Source organism: Acidovorax sp. DW039 (assembly GCF_037101375.1).
Classification (GTDB): Bacteria; Pseudomonadota; Gammaproteobacteria; order Burkholderiales; family Burkholderiaceae_C; genus Acidovorax.
In genome coordinates, this window is sequence record NZ_AP029019.1 from 348338 (window position 1) to 370450 (window position 22113).

A 22113-nucleotide genomic window follows, 5' to 3' on the forward strand; every position below is an offset into this window, starting at 1 on the left:
TTTATGGCATTTTTAACCATCAATAAAGTTCATGGCAGCCCGTCACACGGCGTGTCGGGTACTCCATCACTTCGCAGGACACTTCCATGAACCAGCCTCAAGACCTTGCTTCCACCCCCATTGTTCTCATCACCGGTGCCAGCCGGGGCTTGGGCCGCAGTGCGGCTCTGGCCGCCGCGCGCAGCGGTATTGACGTTGTGCTCACCTATCGCCAGCAGGCCGCAGAGGCCCAGACCGTGGTGGCCGAGATCGAGGCGCTCGGTCGCCGCGCGGTGGCGCTACCGCTGGAGGTGGGAAACGTTGCGGGCTTTCCCGCGTTTGCCGCTCAGCTCGGCCAGGCGTTGCGAACCCATTGGCAGCGCGAACGCTTCGACTTTCTGGTCAACAACGCTGGCATGGGGGTGCATGCTCCGTTTGCAGAGACCACCGAGGCGCAGTTTGATGCGCTGGTGAATGTGCATCTGAAGGGGGTTTTCTTTTTGACGCAGACCTTGTTGCCGTTCATGAACGATGGGGGACGCATCCTGAACCTGTCATCCGGGCTGGCTCGTTTTGCGCTGCCGGGCTACGCCGCCTATGCGGCCATGAAGGGTGGTGTTGAGGTGCTGAGCCGCTATCTGGCCAAGGAGCTGGGCCCCCGCGGCATTGCGGTGAATGTAGTGGCCCCCGGCGCCATCGAGACGGACTTTGGCGGCGGAGCCGTGCGTGACAACGCGCAGCTCAACGCCTTTGTCGCATCCCAGACTGCGCTGGGCCGCGTCGGCCTGCCCGAGGATATTGGCCCGCTGGTCGCGTCACTGCTGCAACCCGCCACCCGCTGGGTAAACGCCCAGCGCATCGAGGCCTCGGGAGGCATGTTCCTGTAATTTCAACCGGGCGCGTGCAGCCCACGCCGGTATTGCACCGCTTCCGCCACATGGCTGACCTCGGTGCGCTCGGCACCCGCCAGATCGGCAATGGTCCGCGCCACCTTCAGGGCGCGGTGGGTGCTGCGTGCAGACCAGCCCAGCCGGGCTGCCGTGGTGTTCAGGAATTTGGCGGCGGTGTCGTCCAAGTGCAGGTGCTCGTCAATGGCCTGGCCCTGCAGCGCCTGGTTGGTGCTGCCCTGGCGTTGCATGGCGCGTTGCCGGGCCTGCACCACCCGCTCGCGAATGGCCTCGGTGCCTTCTCCCTGCGGTGCCTTGAGCAGTTGCTCTGCGGGCAGGGCGGGCACATCCACATGCAGGTCTATGCGGTCCAGCAGCGGGCCGCTGAGCTTGCCCTGGTAGCGCGACACCTGATCGGGCGTGCAGCGGCAGGCCCGCTGGCTGGACCCGAGGAAGCCGCAAGGGCAGGGGTTCATGGCCGCCACCAGCTGGAAGCGTGCCGGAAAATCCGCCCGCTGCGCCGCGCGGGAGATGGTGATGTGCCCTGTCTCCAGCGGTTCGCGCAGGGCCTCCAGCGCGGCCCGGGGAAACTCCGGCAGCTCGTCCAAAAACAACACGCCTTGATGGGCCAGGGAGATTTCTCCGGGTTTGGGGGGTGAGCCGCCTCCGACCAGTGCAACCGCCGATGCCGTGTGATGCGGCTGCCCCGTGGGCCGTACGCCCCAGCGGCTCGGGTCAAAGCGCCCGGCCAGGCTGGCCACGGCGGCGCTCTCCAGCGCCTCGGTCACGGTCATGGGCGGCAGCAGCCCGGCAAAGCGCTGGGCCAGCATGGATTTGCCGGAGCCCGGTGGCCCCAGCATCAGCACGCTATGCCCCCCGGCTGCTGCAATCTCCAGCGCCCGCTTGGCGGCAGCCTGGCCTTTCACATCGGCCATGTCGGGGCCGGTGGCGGCTGCAGAGAGTGGGGTGGGCTGCAGGCGGCACCAGCCGTCGTTGTCTACATCAGCATCGCCACCGGCGGTGCTGCCCGGTGGCAGAAAAGCCCGCACCACGTCCAGCAGGTGGCGCGCGCGCACGACCTGGGCATCGGGCACCAGCGCTGCTTCCTCGGCGCTGCCGGGCGGCAGCACCATCTGCACGCGCACTTGCTGCGCTGCCAGGGCCAGACTGGTGGCCAGCGCGCCGCGCACCGGGCGCAATTCGCCCGACAGGGACAGTTCGCCCGCAAATTCGTACCCCTGCAGCCGCTGCGCGTCCACCTGCCCGCTGGCGGCCAGGATGCCCATGGCGATGGGCAAGTCAAACCGGCCTGAATCCTTGGGAAGGTCTGCCGGTGCCAGGTTGACGGTGATGCGCTTGTTGTGGGGGAACTCCAACCCCGCGTTCTGAAGGGCGGAACGTACCCGCTCGCGCGCTTCCTTCACTTCCACGTCCGCCAAACCCACCAGCGTGAAGCTGGGCAGGCCGTTGGCCAGATGCACTTCCACGGTGACGGGCGGTGCCTGAAGCCCCAGAAGGGCGCGGCTTTGCACCAATGCAAGACTCATGTGTAACTTTCTCCCCAGATGGGTGCGTTCCAGTGGCCCCGTGCAGGCGATAGGGCGCAGTTGCACCACGCAAGTGCGTGCGCACAAAGAACTTGCACCGCTTTGCGCAAAGGATCAGTCCCGGTTCCAAGGCATTCAATTTTCAAATGCAACAGGTTGTGGCACGGTCTGTGCTTAAAGCCCTTGTCCCTACTTTGTCCAACCGGAGGAAACATGATTCGCACTTCTATCAAGACCCTGGGCGTTGCCCTCGCTGCTGCGCTGCCCCTGTTGGCCAGCGCGCAACTTACCGGCAACGTCAGCGTGACCACAAACTACAAGTTCCGTGGCCAGGATCAGGACGCCAGCAAGGTCAAGGCCGTCAAGCCCGCACTGCAGGGTGGTTTTGACTATACCTTTGGCGACACCGGCTTTTACCTGGGCAACTGGAATTCCAGCGTGGATTGGCTCACCAGCAACTCGCTGGAGATGGATTTCTACGGTGGCTACAAATTCAAGGCGGGTGAAGTCGATCTGGACGTAGGTGCGCTCACCTATGTGTACCCAGGCAACTCGCTGGGCAACACCACGGAGCTGTATGGCGCAGCCAGCTACGGCCCCTTCACTGCCAAGTACTCGCACACCATCTCCAAGGACTACTTCGGCTTTGCCGGCAACAAGCTGGGCACAGGCCGCAAGGGCACCAACACGGGTTACCTGAACATCGCATTCGCTCAGGAAGTGCTGCCCAAGGTTACGGCGAAGGCTTCGGTGGGCTTCACCCGCTTTGCCAGCGACATCAAGGACACGGGTACTCCCAACTTCATGGACTACAGCGTGGGCGGTGCCTACGACTTTGGCAGCGGCCTGTCGCTGGGTGCTGCCGTGGTGGGCGCCACCAAGAAGAACTTCTTTGGCCCCGTCAACAAATCGCGCGTGATTGTCACGCTGACCAAAACCCTGTAAACACCTGTGAGCGCCACGGGCGCTTACATCGGAGGACATGAACATGAAAATGGTGACAGCCATCATCAAACCCTTCAAGCTCGACGAGGTGCGTGAAGCCCTGTCGGACATCGGGGTGCAAGGCATCACGGTGACTGAAGTCAAAGGCTTCGGACGCCAGAAGGGTCATACCGAGCTGTACCGTGGCGCTGAATACGTCGTGGACTTTCTCCCCAAGGTCAAGATTGAAGCCGCTGTGGCGGACGACCTGGTGGACCGCGTGATCGAAGCCATCGAAGGCGCAGCCCGCACCGGCAAGATCGGTGACGGCAAGATTTTCGTGACCCACCTGGAACAGGTGGTGCGCATCCGCACTGGCGAAACCGGCAAGGAAGCCCTGTAAGGGCCAGCCGCATCACACAGAGAGAAAACGCCATGAAAAAACTGCTTGCTTCTTTCGTACTGGGACTGAGCCTGCTGACGGCGGGCACCCTGTCTCTGGCCCAGGCGCCTGCTGCCGAGCCAGCGGCCGCCACCGCATCGGCTGCGGCTGATGCAGCCCCCGCCGCCGCTCCGGTAGCCGCTGCTGCCCCTGCGGCTGCAGCGTCCGCCGCTGCCGAGGCTGCGCCTGCTGCTCCCGTGCCCAACAAGGGCGATACAGCCTGGATGATGGTCTCCACCATCCTGGTGATCCTGATGGTGCTGCCTGGCCTGGCGCTGTTCTACGGCGGCCTGGTCCGCAGCAAGAACATGCTGTCTGTGCTGATGCAGGTGATGGTCACGTTCTCGCTGATCACCGTGCTGTGGTTCATCTATGGCTACAGCTTGGCGTTCACCGAGGGTGGTGCCTTCATTGGCGGGTTTGACCGCCTGTTCATGAAAGGCATCTGGGACAACGTGGCTGGCACCTTTGCCAATGCCGCTACCTTCAGCAAGGGCGTGGTGATTCCTGAAGTCACGTTCGCAGCCTTCCAGGCCACTTTCGCCGGCATTACCTGCGCACTGATCGTGGGTGCCTTTGCCGAGCGCATCAAGTTCTCTGCCGTGCTGCTGTTCATGGTGCTGTGGTTCACCTTCAGCTACCTGCCCATCGCCCACATGGTGTGGTTCTGGATGGGTCCTGACGCCTACACCGCCAAGGACGTGGTGGACAGCATGAACGGCAAGGCTGGCCAGATCTGGCAGTGGGGCGCGCTGGACTTTGCTGGCGGCACCGTGGTGCACATCAACGCCGCTGTGGCGGGCCTGGTCGGCGCCTTCATGGTGGGCAAGCGCATTGGCTACGGCAAGGAAGCCATGGCTCCTCACAGCCTGACACTGACCATGGTAGGCGCTTCGCTGCTGTGGGTGGGCTGGTTCGGCTTCAACGCAGGCTCGGCCCTGGAAGCCAACGGCTTTGCTGCCCTGGCCTTCATCAACACGCTGGTGGCTACGGCTGCAGCCGTGCTGGCCTGGTGCATGGGTGAAGCGCTGATGCGTGGCAAGGCTTCGATGCTGGGTGCCGCGTCTGGCGCGGTGGCAGGTCTCGTGGCCGTGACGCCTGCAGCCGGCAACGTCGGTATCGGCGGTGCGCTGGTGATCGGCTTGGTGGGTGGTTTTGCCTGCCTGTGGGGTGTGCATGGCCTCAAGAAGCTGCTGGGTGCCGATGACTCGCTGGACGTGTTCGGCGTGCACGGTGTGGGCGGTATCGTGGGTGCGCTGCTGACCGGCGTGTTCAACTCGCCTTCGCTGGGCGGCCCCGGCTACGTGGCCGACTGGGTGACAGCTTCCATGGTGACGGCTGCCGACTACTCCATCGCCGCACAGGTGTGGACACAGGCCAAGGCCGTGCTGCTGACCATCGTCTGGTCTGGCGTGGTGTCCTTCATTGCCTACAAGGTGGTGGATCTGGTGGTGGGTCTGCGTGTGTCTGAAGAAGACGAGCGCGAAGGCCTGGACATCACCTCCCACGGCGAAACGGCTTACAACCGTTGATTGGGGGACCACCGGTTGCAGTGTCTGGTGGTGCTGCAACCGCCCCAATGATTTTTTAGCGAGAGTCTCCTCAAGAGTTGGGCCCACCCCGCAGGTGGGCCCTTTTTTTATGTCTGCTTGCCCTGCAGGGGCGCAGGGGCAGGCTTGTTCCAAGAACCTGCACAGGCCTTGTTCAAAAAATTCACGCCGCACGGGGCTGCGTAGCGCAGGCGCAGACGCTACGATGCTGCCCCATGGACCAAGCCCTTGCCCAGATTGTTGAGCGCGTGCGCGCAGCCGCCGCAGACCATGCCCCCTTGCGTATCCGGGGCGGGGGCACCAAGGACTTTCATGGACGGGCGTTGAACGGCGACGTGCTGGACACCCGCAGCCTCTCGGGCATCGTCAGCTACGAGCCGAGCGAGCTGGTGGTGACCGCACGGGCCGGCACCTCTCTGGCAGAGTTGGAAGCCGTGCTGGCCGAAAAAGGCCAGTGCCTGCCCTTTGAGCCACCCCACTTCGGCCCCGGTGCCACGGTGGGGGGCATGGTGGCTGCGGGGCTGTCAGGCCCTGCGCGGGCCAGCGTGGGCGCGGTGCGCGACTATGTGCTGGGTGTGTCGCTCGTCAACGGCAAGGCAGAGTGGCTTACCTTTGGCGGCCAGGTCATGAAGAACGTGGCGGGGTACGACGTGTCTCGGCTGATGGCCGGGTCGTGGGGCACGCTGGGCCTGCTGACGGAAGTGAGCCTCAAAGTGCTGCCCGTGACTGCGGCCGAAGCCACCCTGCGTTTTGAATGCAACCAGGCCGACGCCTTGCGCAAACTGCACACCTGGGGCGCGCAGCCGCTGCCCCTGAATGCCAGCTGCTGGGTGCAAGAAGCCCAGGCACCTGTGGGCACCCTGTACGTGCGCCTGCGCGGGGCCGCTGCTGCGGTGGAGGCCGCCTGCAAAACCATGGGCGGCACGCGCATCGACAACGCACTGGCCGCCCCGGACTGGACGGCCTGCCGCAACCAGACCTTGCCCTGGTTTGCCGAGCGCGCCCACCAGCCCGGGCTTGCGCTGTGGCGCCTGTCCCTGCCCGCCACCGCACCCGTACTCACCCTGCCTGCGGCCACCCGTGTGCTGGTGGAGTGGCATGGTGCCCTGCGCTGGGTGCAGGCCCCTGCCGATGCGGCCGATGCGCTGCAGGCGGCTGCCCAGGCGGTGGGTGGGAGTGCTACTGTTTTTGTAGCTGCTTGCGCTGGTCCATCGGGCGGTAGCGGCCAATTTTTGCCTCAGTCTTCCGCGCTGGCGCATATCCACGCTCGCCTCAAGCAGGCGTTTGATCCCGCGGGCATCTTCAATCCGGGTCGCCTGTCGGCGCACTGGTAGGCGTCCGCGTTTCCGGCTTCCCTTTTCCATGCGTCGCCTGCGCCATCTCACGGGTCACCACCGCACGGTTGCCAGCAACCGGGTGCTGGGCTTGCTGCTGGCATTCAACGCCGGGGCTGTGAATGCGGGGGGCTTTCTGGTGGTGCACATGTACACGTCCCACATGACGGGCTTCCTCTCGTCATTGGCCGACAACCTGGTGCTGGGCAACATGAAGCTGGTGCTCGGGGCAGTAGGGGCTCTGTGGGCCTTCATGTCTGGCGCGGGCAGCACGGCCATTCTGGTCAACTGGGCGCGCCACCACCGCCTGCGCAGCACCTACGCCCTGCCGCTGTTGCTGGAGGCTGTGCTGTTGCTGCTTTTCGGCCTGATGGGCGCCATCACCCTGGGCTGGCGCACCCCGTTTTCCGTTCCGCTCACAGTGCTGCTGCTGGCCTACCTGATGGGCCTGCAGAACGCGGTGGTCACCAAGATGTCTTCCGCCCAGATCCGCACCACCCACATGACGGGCGTGGTGACGGACCTGGGCATCGAGATGGGCAAGATGCTCTACTGGAACCGCCAGGGCACCACGCCAGAACACCATGTGCACGCCAACCGCGAACGGCTGTGGCTCTTTGCCGGGCTGGCCACCATGTTCCTCTGCGGTGGGCTTGTAGGCGCTGCAGGGTTCAAGCATGTGGGCTTTGTGTTTGTGGTGCCGCTGGCGGTGGTGCTGCTCACCCTGTCGCTGCCCCCACTGTGGGCTGACCGGGTGCGCCTGCGCCTCATGCTGCGGGGGCGCCCTATGGCTGCCCCTGCGGCCCTTGCGGCCCCGGCAGCCGATCAGAACCGCGACACCACACCTGCGCCGGGCGGCGGCCACAAACCTTAGCCGCGCGACCCTCAGCCAGCACACCGAGCCAGCCCCCTCCGATCCCTCTCCCAGGCACGCACCATGCAGACCCAACTGAGCCCTGAATACGCCGCCCGCCCCGATGGGCAGGAAGCCGAAGCCATCCTGCGCAAATGCGTGCACTGCGGCTTCTGCACGGCCACCTGCCCCACCTACCAGTTGCTGGGCGATGAGCTGGACGGCCCGCGGGGGCGCATCTACCTCATCAAGCAGGTGCTGGAGGGTGCTGAGCCCACACGTGCCACGCAGACCCACCTGGACCGGTGCCTGACCTGCCGCAACTGCGAGAGCACCTGCCCCAGCGGCGTTCAGTACGGCCACCTGGTGGACATCGGCCGCAAGATCGTGGATGAAAAAGTACCGCGCCCCGCTGCAGAGAAGGCACTGCGCTGGGCGTTGAAGGAAGGCCTGCCTTCCCCCCTCTTTGCCCCCGCCATGAAAGCCGGGCAGGCGGTGCGTGGCCTGCTGCCTGCCGCGCTCAAAGCCAAGGTGCCCCAGCCCCGGCCCGCCGGGGCCTGGCCCACACGCCAGCATGCCCGCAAGGTGCTGATGCTGGCGGGCTGCGTGCAGCCCGCCATGATGCCCAGCATCAACACCGCCACTGCCCGTGTGCTAGACGCCGCAGGCATCCAGACGGTGGTGGCGGCCAAGGCTGGCTGCTGCGGTGCGGTGAAGTTCCACCTCAACGACCAGGAAGGCGGCAAGGCCGAGATGCGCGCCAACATTGACGCGTGGTGGCCGCTGGTGGAGTCCGGCGGCGTCGAGGCCATTGTGATGAATGCCTCAGGCTGCGGCGTCACCGTCAAGGAATACGGGCACCTGCTCAAGGACGACCCTGCCTACGCTGCCAAAGCCGAACGCGTGAGCGCCCTCACCCGCGATCTCTCCGAGCTGCTGCCAGAACTCCTGCCCGAGCTGGCCCGCAAGCTCCAGGGCCGCGTGCAGCAGCCCGACACCCTCTACGCCTACCACCCGCCCTGCACGCTGCAGCACGGCCAAAAGCTGCGGGGGGGCGTGGAGACGCACCTGAACCAGTTGGGCTTCAAGCTGCGCGCTGCGCGCAATGAGTCCCATCTGTGCTGCGGCTCCGCAGGCACCTACTCCGTGCTGAACCCCGAGCTGTCTTACCCGCTGCGCGACCGCAAGCTGGACGTGCTGGCCCAGGCGTTTGGCGAACAACCTCCCGATGTGATCCTGTCGGCCAACATCGGCTGCATCAGCCACCTGCAAAGCGGCACGGGCACGCCAGTGCGGCATTGGGTGGAGGTGCTGGACGAAGCGCTGATGTAGTGTTTTGACGGGTTACCGTACTCGTCTATCAGGGTGTTGGGAGGGCTGAAGACAGAAGGCCATCGCGGCTGAGTCAGACCTTTGTGTCCAGACTTGTTGTAGCCCCCCCACGCCGCCCCAATTTGTCGTGAGCGCGAAGAGTTTCTCCATACACAATCAGGTGACAAAGAGGGGTCACTGAACGCAATGCAGAACGCACACATCAGGCAGAGCAGTACCGCGGCAGCGGATTCTCAAGCGGGCAGTGTGGCCAACCCGGTGGCATTGAATGCCATCGTCAGGGCCGCAGAGATTTACAGCATTGTGGCTTCCGAAGACATCGTAGATGTACGGGGAGTCAAGCTCTGGGCCAAGAGCCAGCCCGTGTCTGCAGCCCTTCAGCAGCGCTTGCTGGAACGCAAGCTCAGCAAGCCGCTGGAGTCCTGTCTGGCTGCAGAAGATGGCGTCACCCTTGTCACCTTGCAGGATGACTTTGCGCGGTTCATGGGAGAGTCCACTGCTCTTTCTGAGGGATTGCGACCTTGGGCCGCACCTTTGGTGCAGCACATGCGGCAATTGCCCCTGCACTCTGTGGCCCAGTTGCTGCTGACCACCGCGCTGGCCAACCGCCCGGAGATGGTGGCCCACGCCGTGCAAGCCATGGCCCTGATGGGGGCCATGGCCATGAAGTACCTCGGGCAGACGCTGGATGTACGCATGGCCATGCTGGCCGGACTGCTGCACGACATCGGGGAAATCTACATCCAGCCTGAATATCTGGACCTGGGGCGGCCCATGGACCTTCTGGGGCACAAGCATCTGGTGGTGCATCCTCGCGTAGCCCAGTTGCTGCTTGATAGCACTACGGATTACCCGCGGGCCATAGGCCGTGCGGTAGGTGAGCACCATGAACGGCTCAACGGATCGGGCTACCCCGCCCGATTGCTCCAACCCGATTTGTCACCGCTGGGGCGCATGCTGGCGGTGACAGAAGTCACTCTGGGCATTGCACGCGCCCAGTGGGAGCCACTGTTTCGTGCCAGCTTTGCGCTGCGGGTGGTGCCCGGTGAGTTCGATGCGCAGTACGCCGGTTTCATCAGCAATATGGCGTATCACCTGAAAGAGCCTGTAGCGCCCGATGTTCCTGCCCCTGCGTCACTGTCCAGCAATCCTCTGGAAGAGATTCGCCAGCGAACCTCGCTTGCGCTCGAACTTGGAGAACAGCTGAGGGCGCTGGGGGGAACGGGGCCCGCACTGGACATTGCTGATCTGGCGCGGGTCAGGCTGGAGCGATTGAAGGTCGCCTGGAACTCTTTGGGCTATTGGGGCGCAGAGCATGCCCAGATCACTTCGCGTGAGCGTCTGGAGTTGCACATGGCAGACCGTGAACTGGGGCAGCGTCTGCGCGATCTGGACCGTGAATGCCTTTTGCTGGCCGAGCAGATATCCCCCCTGGAGCGGGAAATCTTGTCGCCCTTGTGGCAGTCGCTGCATATTCCGCTCAGCGTCGAATCTCTTTGTTGAGGGGCGCTTGCGTGGCGAAACGCGCGGCCGAGTGAGGGATTCGCTGGCACGCTGAGAAGCCTTCAGTGGCATGATGGAGGGTTTCTTGTTTCTCAACTTGCGAAGACGTTGACCGCCATGACCGAATCTGTGCCTGAAGTTGTTGCTGCCCCTCAGCCTGTGGATGCTGGGCCAGCCCCTGTTGCGGCCGCCGGTGAAAGTGCGGCAACTACCCCTGTGACCGAACGCCCCGCTCGCCAGCGTGGCCGCCGTGGAGGTAAAGACCGGGCCTCACGCAATACAGAAAACGCTGCAGCAGCGGCTCCTGCTTCGTCCGCTCCTGCAGCTCCGCGTGTGCATCCTGTTCTGGAGCAGCTGGCCGCCTTGTACCCCCACCTGTTCGGTGCCGTATTCCGTCCCCTCAAGCGCGGCATTTTTCAGGATCTGCTCGCGGCCCATCCCGATGCGTTTGAGCGCGAGGCGCTCAAGGTGGCCCTGGGTATCCATACCCGCAGCACGCGTTATCTACAGGCAGTGGCTGCAGGCGAAAAGCGCCATGACCTGCAAGGCCAGCCCGTCGAGGCCATGGCCCCTGAGCATGTGCACCATGCCTTGCTGGAGGTGTACCGCCGCCGCAAGAACCAGAAGGGCCGCGCGACCGAAGACCTGCTGCCCAAGCTGCGCAACCGCATGATGGCGAACTTCGAGGCTTCTGGCTTTACGCGCGAGGCCTACACCGAGCTGGTGATGAGCCGCGACGACGCGGTCAACGCCATCCTGGAAGAGGCATTTGCCGAATGGTCGGCGCGCAACGCCAAGGCCGAGGCCCTGCTGCGCGCCTTTGAGGCCAGCGGCAGCACGCTGGAGCAGTTTGCAGACATGTACGGCATGGACCCCCGTGCCACCGGCCAGCAGCTGGAGCGCGCGCGCAAACTGGCGGCCCGTGCCGCATCAGCCCAGCCTGCCAGTACTGGCGCGGCTTGAGGGTGGGCCCCAGCCGGGGCCTGGTGGAGTGCTGCGGCTTTTTGCGGTGGACTGTGCCAGCCTGCTGACATAACGGTGTCAGTAGGCTCAGGCACCATGCAGACCCTGTAGATACATACAGGGAGTGCAGGATGCAAAACCATATTTCGCCCCAGGCGATTTCCGTTTCTTCGTTTCGTGTCGCCGGGATCAGCACCCGCACGACCAATGCAGCCGAGGCGGACCCCGCCACAGGCCGCATCGGCCCGCTATGGGACCGCTTCTTCAGCGAAAGCTGGGAGCACAAGCTCCCGCCGCCCGGCAACGATGGTCGGGTGTTTGGTGTGTACAGCCGTTACGAATCAGACCACCGCGGGGCTTTTGATGTCACCGCGGGTGTCGCCGCGCCATCGGACCACCAACCTATGCCGGGTGCCACGGTGGTGGATGTGCAGGCCGGGGACTACCTGGTGTTTGAAGCCGAGGGACACATGCCGCAACTGGTCATTGACGCCTGGGGCGCTGTGTGGCGTTACTTTGAGGCGCACCCTGAGGTGCAACGCCGCTTTGGCACCGACTTTGAAGCCTATGCGGGCCCTTACCACGTGGCCATCCATATCGGGGTGTTGAGGGGCTGATGGCAGTGCGTCTGCATGAAGGTTCACCGCGTGGTGCAGCGGCGCGACACTTGCGCAACTTGTTACAAATGCGAATGGTGGAGTCGGCGCACGCTGGTTGTGCGTGGCATGCTATGGAATTCGGAGCAAATCCCCCCGCGCCCAAGGGCATTGCCTCCATGCCCCGCATCCGTTACGGCTCCGCAAGCCTGCCGGTGCGGGTTGTATTCCGGGCCTCTCTTGCTGGTCGGCCGTGCGTCAAGCGCCTAAGCAGCGTAAGACAATGCCAGCCTACTGCCAGCGCCGTGCGTCCAGGACGGGATGCGGTGCGGTATGCAAAGCACAGAGAGAGGGTGAAACATGGAACTGAGCAGCGGCTTCAAGAAGATTGCCTGCGTAGGGATTGGCGCGGCTTTTCTGATTTTTGGCTACCAGGATTACTCCCGCAACAAGTCCCTGCACAAGCGTGGGGCTGCAGCAGTGGTGGAGCCGATCTCCAAATACACAGAGCATTCGCGCCGGGGTTCCAAAACCTACACCGCAGAGTTCGATTTCACGACCTCGTCCGGGCAGAAGATCCACAAGTCCAGCTCGTTTCCAGAAGCCGCGTTGAACGACTTCAAGGCGGGCAAGCCCGTGAAGGTTTTGTACGATGAACGCAATCCCTACGAGTTTGTGTTCGAGAAGGACGATCCGTCCTGGTGGCCCATGTTGCTGGGTGTGGCCATTGCCATTGGCGGCGTGCTTTTTCTCTGACGCGTCCGGTCGTGCGCCTCAATGGGCGCGCTTGAACACGGATCGGGGTCAGCCCACCGGAGGTGTCCATGCGCCGCGCTGACCGCTTGTTCCAGATCGTTCAGCTCATCCGCGGCAGGCGCCTGTCTACCGCTGCCTTTCTTGCACAGCGGCTGGAGGTATCTCAGCGCACCATCTACCGTGATGTGGCCGACCTGCAGCACCAGGGCGTGCCCATTGAGGGCGAGGCGGGTGTGGGCTACCGGCTTGGTGCAGGGTTTGACCTGCCTCCGCTCATGCTCACACAGGGCGAAGCCAACGCCGTGGTGGCCGCTGCAAGGGTGGCCCAGTCGTGGCTGGACCCCGGGCTGGCGCGTGAGGTGGAAAACGCCCTGGGCAAGATCCTGTCCGTACTCCCGCCCGCGGCCCGTGCTGCCGCAGAGTCGCAGGCCCTGTTTGCACCGCCGGTGGGCCTGAGCCCGCGGGAACAGGTGCTGCTGCAATCCCTGCGTGAGGCAGTGAACACGCGCCACGTGGTGCGCATTGACTATGCCGACGTACAGGGCCGCCCCAGCGCCCGCCGTTTGCGCCCCCTGGGCTGTTTTTACTGGGGCAAGGTGTGGACGCTGTCGGCCTGGTGCGAGCTGCGGCAGGACTTTCGGGGCTTTCGCGTGGACCGCATCGTGGGCCTGGAAGTGCTGCCTGAGCAGTTCCGCCATGAAGATGGCAAGACCCTGGCGGACATGTTCCGGCAGGTGGAGGCCGAACGGCTGCAGCGTGGCCCGGAAGCAGCTTGCGACTGGCCCGGTTTGCCGAACCAGTGACACGGCTGTTCGGGCTGGGGGCTGAGTCGGTTGAAGCCTTGCAAGCGCTTCCATAACCCCAGTGGCCTTTAGCGGATGGGTGCGGGCCCCATCAAGGACGTGCGGTAGCCAGCGTCGTGAGACTTACTGCTGCTGGGCAAGCGCTTTTTCAATGTCTGCCGCCAGCTTGGCGGGCGCATCTTGCGGGGCGTAGCGGCGCAAGACTTTGCCATCCCGCCCCACCAGAAACTTGGTGAAATTCCACTTGATGGCCTTGCTGCCCAGAATGCCCGGTGCCTCTGCCGTGAGCCACTGGTACAGCGGCGTAGCCTCTGGCCCATTGACCTTGACCTTGGCCATCATCGGAAAGCTCACCCCGTAGTTGAGCTGGCAGAAGCTGGCAATCTCGTCGTTACTGCCGGGGTCCTGGCTACCAAACTGGTTGCAGGGAAACCCCAGCACCACCAGCCCGCGGTCTGCATAGGTTTTGTGCAGCTGTTCCAGCCCCGCAAACTGCGGTGTGAAACCGCAGGCACTGGCCGTGTTGACGATGAGCAGCGCCTTGCCCTGGAACTGGGCCAGAGGCACGCTGTGGCCCTGAATGTCCAGGGCTTCAAACGCGTAAATGTCTTGGGACATGAAAGCTCCGCAGGGGTGGATGGTGGAGACGGGACTGCGGGCCATGGTAGCCGCAGATCTGTGGGCGCGCCTGCGGTCTTCTATTTCTGCGGGTCAGTGCTGCGCGCCCACACCCGCCGTGCCCGCCTTGCGCGCAGGCAGCGTTGCCAGCAGCGCTGCGCCCACGATCAGGCTGCCCCCCAGCACGGTGCGGGGGGCGAGTGCGGTGGCTGTGAGCAAAACCGAAGAGACGCTGGCAAACACCACCTCCGACAACATGATCAGCGCTGTGGTGCCCGCAGCCAGGCGGCTGGCCCCAAACTGCAGCGCGAAATTACTCAGCAGGAATGCGCCAGCCAGCAGCAGGGCCACCACCACCCAGCCCGTTGCCGGGGCGGGCAGGGATGGCACGATGCCTGCCGCCATGCCTGCGCAGGCACTGGCCAGAGCCATCAGGGTGCCGCCGCCAAACATGGCCAGCATGCGCGACTCGCTTGGCACCCGGTGCAGCCTGCGCAGCGTCACGTTGGTCAGGGCAAAGCAAAAGCCGCCTGCCAGGGCCAGAGCGTCAGCTCCAGACAGGTTCGCCAGCAGCCGCTGGGCCGATGCGTCAGCGGGCACCAGCACCAGTGCCACCCCGGCAAAAGCCAGCACCAGCCGCAGCACCGCAGCGCCGGTGGGGCGCTCCCCCAGCACGCGCCAGGCCAGCAGCACCGACCAGGCGGGCATCAAATAGAACAGCAGCACCACGCGCACCACGTCGCCCACCGTCACGGCCCAGTTGAAGGCCACATTGGTCAGCCCCGATGAAAGTGCCAACAGCCACAGAGCCGGGTGTTGCAGCGTGCGGCCCCACACCCCGGGCCGCGTGACCAGCAGGCTGACCACGGCCAGCGCGTACATCAGCGCCGTGGCCCACAGGGGGTGTACCCCCGCGTCATGCAACTGCCTGAAGGGCCACCATGAAACGCCCCACACAAAAGCATTGAACACCAGGGCAATAACGGGAAGAAAACTATGCATTCAAACAGGGCCTGGCACCCGTCCATAAAGCGCAAGGCGCTATCAAAAGTAGAGTGATTTGCCGGCGTGGGATTGCCTGCAACCCACGGCCCGGCGACCCCGCTGGCTCAGTCCAGCGGATGGGTCGGCGGATGGATCAGTGGTGCGCATCCTGCCGCGCAATGTGCAGCAGGTGCTCCACCTCTTCAGAGTAGCGGGAGCAGTTGTTGATGTGCCAGCGGCGGATCAGCCACATCGTGCCCGCCACCACCAGCCCGAAGGCTGTGATGGCTCCGAACACCGACAGGCCGAGCTTGAGCGAGAGGCTGTAGAACGCGCCCAGACCCAGGATGCAGGCCTGCTCGTTGAAGTTCTGTACCGCAATCGAGCGGCCCGCGCCCATCAGGTTGTGCCCGCGGTGTTGCAGCAGCGCGTTCATGGGCACCACCAGGTAGCCACCCAGTCCACCCAGCAGAATCAGGAAGGGCACGGCAATCCAGATGTCGCGGATGAACACCATCAGGATGAGCAGCAAGCCCATGGCAATGCCCAGCGGGATCACCTTGGTGGCAGCGTCCAGCCGCATGCGCATGGAGGCCACCACGGCCCCCACGGCCGTACCAATGGCCACCACGCCCGTAAGTGCCGACGCCTTGGGCGTGTCGTACCCCAGCGCCACGGCCGCCCAGGCCAGCACGATGAACTTGAGATTGCCGCCCGCCCCCCAGAACAGAGTGGTGGTGGCCAGAGAGATTTGCCCCAGCTTGTCCCGCCACAGGCGGTTGTTGCAGGCCCAGAAGTCCGGCAGCAGGGCCAGCGTATTGGCCAGCAGGTTGCGCGAAGGGTCGGTGCGCAGGGGGCGCATCTCCACCCCCGTGTGCGGAATGCGCGTGTTGAACCAGGCTGCCAGCGCATACACCAGAATCAATGCTGCAATGGCCGACTCTGCCGGGGTGTCCACGCCGGTGTCCACCCACGGGATATCGATGGCCAGCAGCATGGGCGACAGATGGTGCCCCACCAGTTGTCCCCCCAGCAGCACCCCCAGGATGATGGAGGCAATCGTCAGCCCTTCGATCCATCCGTTGGCTTTGACCAGTTGGGACGCGGGCAGCAACTCCGTCAGGATGCCGTATTTGGCCGGTGAATAGGCTGCCGCGCCCAGCCCTACCACGGCGTAGGCCATGAGCGGATGCGAGCCGAACAGCATCATCAGGCAGCCCACCACCTTGATGGCGTTGCTGATGAACATGACCTTGCCCTTGGGCAGTGCGTCGGCAAAGGCCCCCACAAACGGGGCCAGCACCACGTAGAAAAGGGCAAACATGGGCACCAGGGCGGCGCGTTGCCACTCGGGGGCGCCATCGGTGCGCAGCAGCTCCACGGCGGCCACGAAGAGTGCGTTGTCGGCCAGCGAGCTGAAAAACTGCGCCGACATGATGGTGTAGAAACCGCGCTTCATCGAATGGCTGGGGTCTGCATCAGCAAAGCTGATGCTCTGATAAAAGTGGAAAACCTAGGCAAGTGAGCGGCGGTTATATCACGCAGACCCATGGCGACGGTGCCAGAATTCAAGCCCTTCTACCCGGTTTATCCCCCATGCCACGTCCCATCCAAGCCCATATCCACACTGCTGCACTGCAACATAACCTCCAGCGCGTGCGTCAGGCTGTTCCAGACGCCAAGGTCTGGGCCGTGGTCAAGGCCAACGCTTACGGACACGGCATCGAGCGGGTGTTTGAAGGCCTGCGCGGCGCAGACGGCTTTGCGCTGCTGGACCTGGCCGAGGCGGAACGCGTGCGGGCGCTGGGCTGGCGCGGGCCCATCCTGCTGCTAGAAGGGGTGTTTGAGCCACGCGATCTGGAAATCTGCTCCCGCCTGGGCCTGTGGCACGCCGTGCACTGCGACGAGCAGATCGACTGGCTGGCCGCGCACAAGACACAGGTGCCGCACCGTGTGTTCCTCAAGATGAACTCGGGCATGAACCGCCTTGGCTTCACCCCCGCCCGCTACCGCGCCGCCTGGGCACGGCTCAATGCCTTGCCCCAGGTGGACGAGATTTCGTACATGACCCATTTCAGCGATGCCGACGGCCCCCGCGGCATTGCGCACCAGATGGCGGCCTTCCAGACCGCGACCGAAGACCTGCCGGGCGAGCGCAGCCTGAGCAACAGCGCCGCCACCCTGCGCCACGCCAGCGACGCCGGGGTGCGTGCCGACTGGGTGCGCGCTGGCATCGTCGTATACGGCAGCGCGCCCGATTACCCCGAGCACACCGCCGAGCACTGGAGCCTGCAACCCACCATGAGCCTGACGAGCCGCCTCATCGGCATCCAGCAATTGCAGGCCGGAGACACCGTGGGCTATGGCTCCAGGTTCACTGCCGATGGCCCTCTCACCATCGGTGTGGCCGCCTGTGGCTACGCCGACGGCTACCCCCGCCACTGCGATACCGGTACCCCGGTGCTGGTGAACGGCATACGCACCCGCCTGGTGGGCCGCGTGAGCATGGACATGGTGACGGTGGACCTGACCCCTTTGCAGCATGCGGGTGTTTCGGTGGGAGTGGGCAGCGAAGTCACCCTCTGGGGCCGCGCCAGCAGCGGGGCCGTGCTTTCCATCGACGAGGTGGCCCGTGCGGCGGGCACGGTGGGCTATGAGCTGATGTGTGCGCTGGCTCAGCGCGTGCCGGTGGTGGTGGAAGAAAGCCGTTGATTGGCGCAACGCTGGGGTGTAAGGATGGCCCCTGGGTTGATCCTTAACGCATGCAGATCGATGGTTGTGCTGATATGTATCAACCATCTGTTGCCATCATTGCACTTTTTGAAGTCTTCTTGTCCTGCGATGAGGGGCATCGCTTCTTGTGAAATGTGACAATTTGGTTACATTTTAAAATTAATCCCTTCATTTACAGGGATTAATTTTTGATGCGGAATATAAAAATATCCACACGGCTGATCGTGCTGGTGGCATGTGTGGCAACCCTGCTGGTGGCGCTGGGTGGACTGAGCCGGTGGGCGCTGCAAAAGGCGAACGAGTCCATGAACACGGTTTATGAGGACCGTGTGATGCCGCTGAAGCAACTGAGCGATCTGGGCTATCTGGTTCCGCGCAATCGCATATTGGTCATGGACATGCTGCTGCACCCGCAGCCAGACAACATCCAGAGGCGGTCGGCCGAGCTGGAGTCCAACATGCAAAAGGTGGCGACCATCTGGGCTGCTTACATGGCCACGGAACTTACGGCAGAGGAAAAGCGGCTGGCCGATGGCTATGCCCTCAAACGTGACGCCTTTGTGCAGCAAGGGCTCAAGCCAGCGGTAACCGCCCTCCGGGCGGGCGATACAGACACCGCACAAAAGGTCTACCAGGAGCAAATCAGCCCCCTGGCCATGGAGATGCAGAAATTCGCAGACCAGTTGCTGCAATTGCAGGCAGACGAGGCCAAGTCGGTTTATGAGGCCCAGGTATCCCGCTACCAGACATTCCAGTGGGTTTTTGCCATTGCCATTGGCCTGTCCATCGCGCTGACCGTGGCCTTGGGCTGGGCCATCATCCGCAGCGTGCGCACATCATTGCAACTGGCGCAAGACGCTGTGAACGCTGTAGCCCAGGGTGACCTGACACACCCCATTCCGGATCAGGGGCGCGATGAAGTGGGCCTGTTGCTGCAAGCCCTGGCCGCCATGCAGACCAGCCTGACCAACGTGGTGGCTACCGTGCGCAGTGGCGCAGATGGAGTGGCTACCGCCAGTTCAGAAATTGCCCAGGGCAATACCGACCTGTCCAGCCGCACGGAGGAACAGGCCAGTGCGCTGGAGGAGACCGCCGCCTCCATGGAACAGCTGGCCAGCACCGTCAAGCAAAACGCCGACAGTGCTCGCCAGGCCAATCAGCTGGCCGTGAACGCTTCCCACGTGGCTGAACAGGGGGGCTCCGTGGTGGGCGAAGTGGTGAACACCATGAAAGGCATCAACGCCAGCAGCAACAAGATTGCCGACATCATCAGCGTCATCGACGGCATTGCCTTCCAGACCAACATCCTGGCCCTGAACGCCGCTGTGGAAGCCGCCCGTGCAGGCGAACAAGGCCGCGGCTTTGCCGTGGTGGCCGGAGAAGTGCGCAGCCTGGCCCAGCGCAGCGCAGAAGCCGCCAAGGAAATCAAGAGCCTCATCACCGCCAGCGTAGAGCAGGTAGAGCAAGGCAGCCTGCTGGTAGACAAGGCTGGCACGACCATGACCGAAGTGGTCAGCGCCATCAAGCGCGTGTCGGACCTGATTGCCGAGGTGAGCGCCGCCAGCCATGAGCAAAGCCAGGGCGTGGCCCAGGTGGGCGAGGCCGTGGCACAGATGGATCAGGTCACGCAGCAGAACGCCGCGCTGGTGGAGGAGAGCGCCGCAGCTGCCAACAGCCTCAGTGCCCAGGCGCAGCAACTGCAGCAGGCCGTGGCCGTGTTCAAGCTGGCCGGGGGCAATCGCTACCAGCCTGCTCCTGTGGCAGCAGTGGCTGCGCCTGCAGCCCCGCGGGCCAAGGCCACTCCCGCCGTGGTCAAAGCCACTCCACCTGCGCCTGCACGCCAGCTTTCCCCCCAGGTCAACGGGCCGAAAAGCGGGCACGCTCCAAAGCCAGCTTCAGGCACGGCTACCACAGCTGCTGCAGATGCTGGCGAATGGGAGAGTTTCTAACGCAGGCATCGACCACCCAGGAAACTGACCCGTCTCAGTGCCCCTGATGACGAGTGCTTTTGCCGATTTTCCTGCTTGGTTACACCCGTCATGCCTCCAGCGATATGGCGCGCCACACGTACTGTGTGGCGCGCCTTTTTTATTGAATCTGAGGTGCCTTGTGCTGCAGTGAAGGCGGGTCACTTCGGTCGCTACAGCTATTGCGTGGTTTCGTTCTAAGTCCAGCGTCTTCTCCGGCCCATCCACGGGGCTGGGTTGCTCCGTTTTCACTTACCGCCCTTCGTAACGCCACACCGCACAAGAGTGAATGGCTGTGCAAGGCTTGGCCTATGTGGTCGTAAGGCACAGCGGTTCACGATGAATTGCTATAAAAATGATAAAAAAGAAATAAATATTGAAATGAAATCATTTTTCACAAATAATTCACTTCAGTGGAAATGATCCATCTGGTCATGAGCGCAAGCGCAGGGAGGCAAGGGCTTGCAATGCGCAGATGGGTGGGGGATCGGTTTCACATGCTTGCAGCTTGCTGGCGCTACACGCGCTTGGGTTTGGAGCAACCCCGGCAGGTTGGTCTATCTGACAAAAGAAGTGAGGACAACCATGAGTCACCTGAAAGTTTCCACCCGTCTGATCCTGGGCTTTGGCCTGTTGGCGCTGATTGGCATTGCCATTGCGCTCGTTGGGGCGCTCAACATGCGTTCGATGGCGCAAGGCCTGCAGGAGGTGGCGGAGAGCCGCATGGTCAAAGTGGCGCAGTTCACCGATGTGAAAGACAACCTGAATGCGATTGGCCGCTTTGCAAGAAACATTCTGATTTCGGAAGACACAGCGTTTCGCAATCAAGAAAAGCAAAAGATTGCTGATCTGCGCAAAGCCAACACGGAGTTGCTGCAAAAGCTGGAGGCATCCATCACCCTGCCCAAGGGCAAGGAGCTGATGGAGGTCATTCGACAAAACCGTGGCATCTACAACAAGGCCATTGACCGGTCCATAGAACTCGCAGAGCAGGGCGACAAGGCCGCTGCCGCTACCCAGTTGCTGGGCGAGGTGCTCACCTTGCAAAACGTGGTGTTCAACGCGGTGGACGAATCACGGGCCATGCAAAAACAACTGGCAGACAAGCTCGCATCCGAAGCGGCACAAACCGCAGCAAGTTCGACGCTGTTGCTCGCGACCCTCGGTGGTTTGATGCTGTTGATCAGTCTGGTGGTGGGGTGGCTCATCGTGCGTGATCTGGTTCGGGCACTCGGCGCAGAACCTGCCGAACTGGCCGATGCCGCACAGGCTGTGGCTGCTGGTGATCTGAGCGTGGAATTGACCGTACGCCAAGGCGATGAGGTCAGCGTGATGGCCGCCATGGCCCGCATGCAGGCAGCGCTGACCTCCGTGGTGGCCACGGTGCGCAGCGGGGCAGATGGCGTGGCCACGGCCAGCTCGGAGATCGCGCAAGGCAACAGCGACCTTTCAAGCCGCACCGAACAGCAAGCCAGTGCGCTCGAAGAAACAGCGGCCTCCATGGAAGAGCTGGCCAGCACCGTCAAGCAAAACGCTGACAGCGCCCGCCAGGCCAATCAACTAGCCATGAATGCATCCACCGTGGCGGTGCAAGGGGGCGATGTGGTGGGCCAGGTGGTCAACACCATGAAGGTCATCAACGAAAGCTCCAAGAAGATTGCCGACATCATCAGCGTCATCGATGGCATTGCCTTCCAGACCAACATCCTGGCGCTGAACGCCGCCGTGGAGGCCGCGCGTGCAGGCGAGCAGGGCCGGGGCTTTGCCGTGGTGGCCAGCGAAGTGCGCAACCTGGCCCAGCGCAGCGCCGCCGCGGCCAAAGACATCAAGGCCCTGATCGACAACAGCGTGACGGAAGTGGAGCGTGGCACCACCCTGGTAGACCAGGCAGGCACGACCATGACCGAAGTGGTCAGCGCCATCAAGCGTGTATCGGACCTGATTGCCGAGGTGAGCGCTGCCAGCAACGAACAAAGCCAGGGCGTGGCCCAGGTGGGCGAGGCGGTATCGCAAATGGACCAGGTCACGCAGCAGAACGCCGCGCTGGTGGAAGAAAGTGCCGCGGCTGCCAACAGCCTGAGCACGCAAGCACAGCAGCTGCAGCAGGCCGTGGCCGTGTTCAGGCTGGCCGCTGGCAGCAGTTACCAGATGGCACCCGCAGCACCTGCGCCGCGAGCAGTGGCCGCTCCTGCCTTCACCAAGTCCCCCGCCAAGCCCGCCCCCCAGCGCAAGCTGCCCGCAAAGGCCAGCAGCCCGCAGATGGGGCTGACCCCCGCGCGTCCAGCATTGGCCGGAGCAGGCGCGGACAACGGCGAGTGGGAGAACTTCTGATCCTCTGACCT

At 63.6% G+C, this 22113-nt stretch carries 19 protein-coding genes; 15 read left to right on the plus strand and 4 right to left on the minus strand.

The features are described from left to right. The first annotated feature begins 86 nt into the window (after positions 1 to 86). Entirely contained in the window at positions 87 to 866 is a 780-nt protein-coding gene (locus AACH87_RS01540) for an SDR family oxidoreductase (protein WP_338796956.1), read from the plus strand. Between the two features lie 2 nt (positions 867 to 868). On the opposite strand, the gene AACH87_RS01545 is transcribed toward AACH87_RS01540, so the two are convergent. Next, positions 869 to 2413: a YifB family Mg chelatase-like AAA ATPase gene (locus AACH87_RS01545; protein ID WP_338796957.1), complete on the minus strand. Its 1545-nt coding sequence runs from the start codon at positions 2411 to 2413 to the stop codon at positions 869 to 871. Positions 2414 to 2626: 213 nt separating this feature from the next. Here AACH87_RS01545 and AACH87_RS01550 point away from each other — a divergent pair, with 213 nt between their 5' ends. From AACH87_RS01550 to AACH87_RS01600, 11 genes are all read left to right on the plus strand, one after another. Next, positions 2627 to 3358: a TorF family putative porin gene (locus AACH87_RS01550; RefSeq protein ID WP_338796958.1), complete on the plus strand. Its 732-nt coding sequence runs from the start codon at positions 2627 to 2629 to the stop codon at positions 3356 to 3358. Positions 3359 to 3401: 43 nt separating this feature from the next. Next, positions 3402 to 3740 (plus strand): P-II family nitrogen regulator, encoded by a 339-nt coding sequence (glnK, locus tag AACH87_RS01555; protein ID WP_005800325.1) that lies wholly within the window; start codon positions 3402 to 3404, stop codon positions 3738 to 3740. A 32-nt stretch (positions 3741 to 3772) separates the two neighbouring features. Next, the gene (amt, locus tag AACH87_RS01560; RefSeq protein WP_338796960.1) at positions 3773 to 5311 is read left to right on the plus strand and encodes an ammonium transporter; all 1539 of its coding nucleotides are present in this window, start codon (positions 3773 to 3775) and stop codon (positions 5309 to 5311) included. A gap of 233 nt (positions 5312 to 5544) precedes the next feature. Beyond that, positions 5545 to 6663 carry a glycolate oxidase subunit GlcE gene (glcE, locus tag AACH87_RS01565; RefSeq protein ID WP_338796962.1) on the plus strand — a complete coding sequence of 373 codons (1119 nt, stop codon included), beginning with the start codon at positions 5545 to 5547 and terminating at the stop codon, positions 6661 to 6663. 28 nt (positions 6664 to 6691) lie between these two features. After that, positions 6692 to 7537: a YoaK family protein gene (locus AACH87_RS01570; protein ID WP_338796964.1), complete on the plus strand. Its 846-nt coding sequence runs from the start codon at positions 6692 to 6694 to the stop codon at positions 7535 to 7537. A gap of 63 nt (positions 7538 to 7600) precedes the next feature. Further along, positions 7601 to 8848, plus strand: a complete 1248-nt coding sequence (glcF, locus tag AACH87_RS01575) for a glycolate oxidase subunit GlcF (protein ID WP_338796966.1) — start codon at positions 7601 to 7603, stop codon at positions 8846 to 8848. Between the two features lie 186 nt (positions 8849 to 9034). Continuing rightward, entirely contained in the window at positions 9035 to 10351 is a 1317-nt protein-coding gene (locus AACH87_RS01580) for an HD domain-containing phosphohydrolase (protein WP_338796967.1), read from the plus strand. A 117-nt stretch (positions 10352 to 10468) separates the two neighbouring features. Further along, positions 10469 to 11314 (plus strand): ProQ/FINO family protein, encoded by an 846-nt coding sequence (locus AACH87_RS01585; protein WP_338796968.1) that lies wholly within the window; start codon positions 10469 to 10471, stop codon positions 11312 to 11314. 131 nt (positions 11315 to 11445) lie between these two features. Next, positions 11446 to 11931, plus strand: coding sequence for a GyrI-like domain-containing protein (locus tag AACH87_RS01590; RefSeq protein WP_338796969.1), 486 nt, complete (start codon positions 11446 to 11448; stop codon positions 11929 to 11931). 339 nt (positions 11932 to 12270) lie between these two features. After that, complete coding sequence (locus AACH87_RS01595; RefSeq protein WP_338796970.1) at positions 12271 to 12666, plus strand: DUF3592 domain-containing protein; 396 nt, start codon at positions 12271 to 12273, stop codon at positions 12664 to 12666. A 68-nt stretch (positions 12667 to 12734) separates the two neighbouring features. Then, positions 12735 to 13469, plus strand: coding sequence for a YafY family protein (locus tag AACH87_RS01600; RefSeq protein WP_338796971.1), 735 nt, complete (start codon positions 12735 to 12737; stop codon positions 13467 to 13469). A 123-nt stretch (positions 13470 to 13592) separates the two neighbouring features. On the opposite strand, the gene AACH87_RS01605 is transcribed toward AACH87_RS01600, so the two are convergent. The 3 genes from AACH87_RS01605 to lplT all read right to left on the minus strand — a co-directional run bounded on the left by AACH87_RS01605 (position 13593) and on the right by lplT (position 16530). Further along, positions 13593 to 14087, minus strand: a complete 495-nt coding sequence (locus AACH87_RS01605) for a glutathione peroxidase (protein WP_338796973.1) — start codon at positions 14085 to 14087, stop codon at positions 13593 to 13595. Positions 14088 to 14180: 93 nt separating this feature from the next. Next, entirely contained in the window at positions 14181 to 15089 is a 909-nt protein-coding gene (locus tag AACH87_RS01610) for a DMT family transporter (RefSeq protein ID WP_338796975.1), read from the minus strand. Between the two features lie 136 nt (positions 15090 to 15225). After that, a complete protein-coding gene (gene lplT / locus AACH87_RS01615; RefSeq protein ID WP_338796976.1) occupies positions 15226 to 16530 on the minus strand; it encodes a lysophospholipid transporter LplT in 1305 nt (434 codons plus the stop codon). 137 nt (positions 16531 to 16667) lie between these two features. On the opposite strand from lplT, the gene alr reads away from it, so the two are divergent. From alr to AACH87_RS01630, 3 genes are all read left to right on the plus strand, one after another. Continuing rightward, positions 16668 to 17783: an alanine racemase gene (alr, locus tag AACH87_RS01620; RefSeq protein ID WP_338796977.1), complete on the plus strand. Its 1116-nt coding sequence runs from the start codon at positions 16668 to 16670 to the stop codon at positions 17781 to 17783. Positions 17784 to 17995: 212 nt separating this feature from the next. Beyond that, positions 17996 to 19753, plus strand: a complete 1758-nt coding sequence (locus AACH87_RS01625; protein WP_338796978.1) for a methyl-accepting chemotaxis protein — start codon at positions 17996 to 17998, stop codon at positions 19751 to 19753. A gap of 603 nt (positions 19754 to 20356) precedes the next feature. Continuing rightward, positions 20357 to 22102, plus strand: a complete 1746-nt coding sequence (locus AACH87_RS01630) for a methyl-accepting chemotaxis protein (RefSeq protein ID WP_338796979.1) — start codon at positions 20357 to 20359, stop codon at positions 22100 to 22102. Positions 22103 to 22113: the final 11 nt, after the last annotated feature.

What these genes read in the sequence shown, in the direction of transcription:
- AACH87_RS01540 (WP_338796956.1), top strand. Translation starts at nt 87, where the DNA reads ATGAACCAGCCTCAAGACCTTGCTTCCACCCCCATTGTTCTCATCACC.
- AACH87_RS01545 (WP_338796957.1), bottom strand. Translation starts at nt 2,413, where the DNA reads ATGAGTCTTGCATTGGTGCAAAGCCGCGCCCTTCTGGGGCTTCAGGCA.
- AACH87_RS01550 (WP_338796958.1), top strand. Translation starts at nt 2,627, where the DNA reads ATGATTCGCACTTCTATCAAGACCCTGGGCGTTGCCCTCGCTGCTGCG.
- glnK (WP_005800325.1), top strand. Translation starts at nt 3,402, where the DNA reads ATGAAAATGGTGACAGCCATCATCAAACCCTTCAAGCTCGACGAGGTG.
- amt (WP_338796960.1), top strand. Translation starts at nt 3,773, where the DNA reads ATGAAAAAACTGCTTGCTTCTTTCGTACTGGGACTGAGCCTGCTGACG.
- glcE (WP_338796962.1), top strand. Translation starts at nt 5,545, where the DNA reads ATGGACCAAGCCCTTGCCCAGATTGTTGAGCGCGTGCGCGCAGCCGCC.
- AACH87_RS01570 (WP_338796964.1), top strand. Translation starts at nt 6,692, where the DNA reads ATGCGTCGCCTGCGCCATCTCACGGGTCACCACCGCACGGTTGCCAGC.
- glcF (WP_338796966.1), top strand. Translation starts at nt 7,601, where the DNA reads ATGCAGACCCAACTGAGCCCTGAATACGCCGCCCGCCCCGATGGGCAG.
- AACH87_RS01580 (WP_338796967.1), top strand. Translation starts at nt 9,035, where the DNA reads ATGCAGAACGCACACATCAGGCAGAGCAGTACCGCGGCAGCGGATTCT.
- AACH87_RS01585 (WP_338796968.1), top strand. Translation starts at nt 10,469, where the DNA reads ATGACCGAATCTGTGCCTGAAGTTGTTGCTGCCCCTCAGCCTGTGGAT.
- AACH87_RS01590 (WP_338796969.1), top strand. Translation starts at nt 11,446, where the DNA reads ATGCAAAACCATATTTCGCCCCAGGCGATTTCCGTTTCTTCGTTTCGT.
- AACH87_RS01595 (WP_338796970.1), top strand. Translation starts at nt 12,271, where the DNA reads ATGGAACTGAGCAGCGGCTTCAAGAAGATTGCCTGCGTAGGGATTGGC.
- AACH87_RS01600 (WP_338796971.1), top strand. Translation starts at nt 12,735, where the DNA reads ATGCGCCGCGCTGACCGCTTGTTCCAGATCGTTCAGCTCATCCGCGGC.
- AACH87_RS01605 (WP_338796973.1), bottom strand. Translation starts at nt 14,087, where the DNA reads ATGTCCCAAGACATTTACGCGTTTGAAGCCCTGGACATTCAGGGCCAC.
- AACH87_RS01610 (WP_338796975.1), bottom strand. Translation starts at nt 15,089, where the DNA reads ATGCATAGTTTTCTTCCCGTTATTGCCCTGGTGTTCAATGCTTTTGTG.
- lplT (WP_338796976.1), bottom strand. Translation starts at nt 16,530, where the DNA reads ATGAAGCGCGGTTTCTACACCATCATGTCGGCGCAGTTTTTCAGCTCG.
- alr (WP_338796977.1), top strand. Translation starts at nt 16,668, where the DNA reads ATGCCACGTCCCATCCAAGCCCATATCCACACTGCTGCACTGCAACAT.
- AACH87_RS01625 (WP_338796978.1), top strand. Translation starts at nt 17,996, where the DNA reads ATGCGGAATATAAAAATATCCACACGGCTGATCGTGCTGGTGGCATGT.
- AACH87_RS01630 (WP_338796979.1), top strand. Translation starts at nt 20,357, where the DNA reads ATGAGTCACCTGAAAGTTTCCACCCGTCTGATCCTGGGCTTTGGCCTG.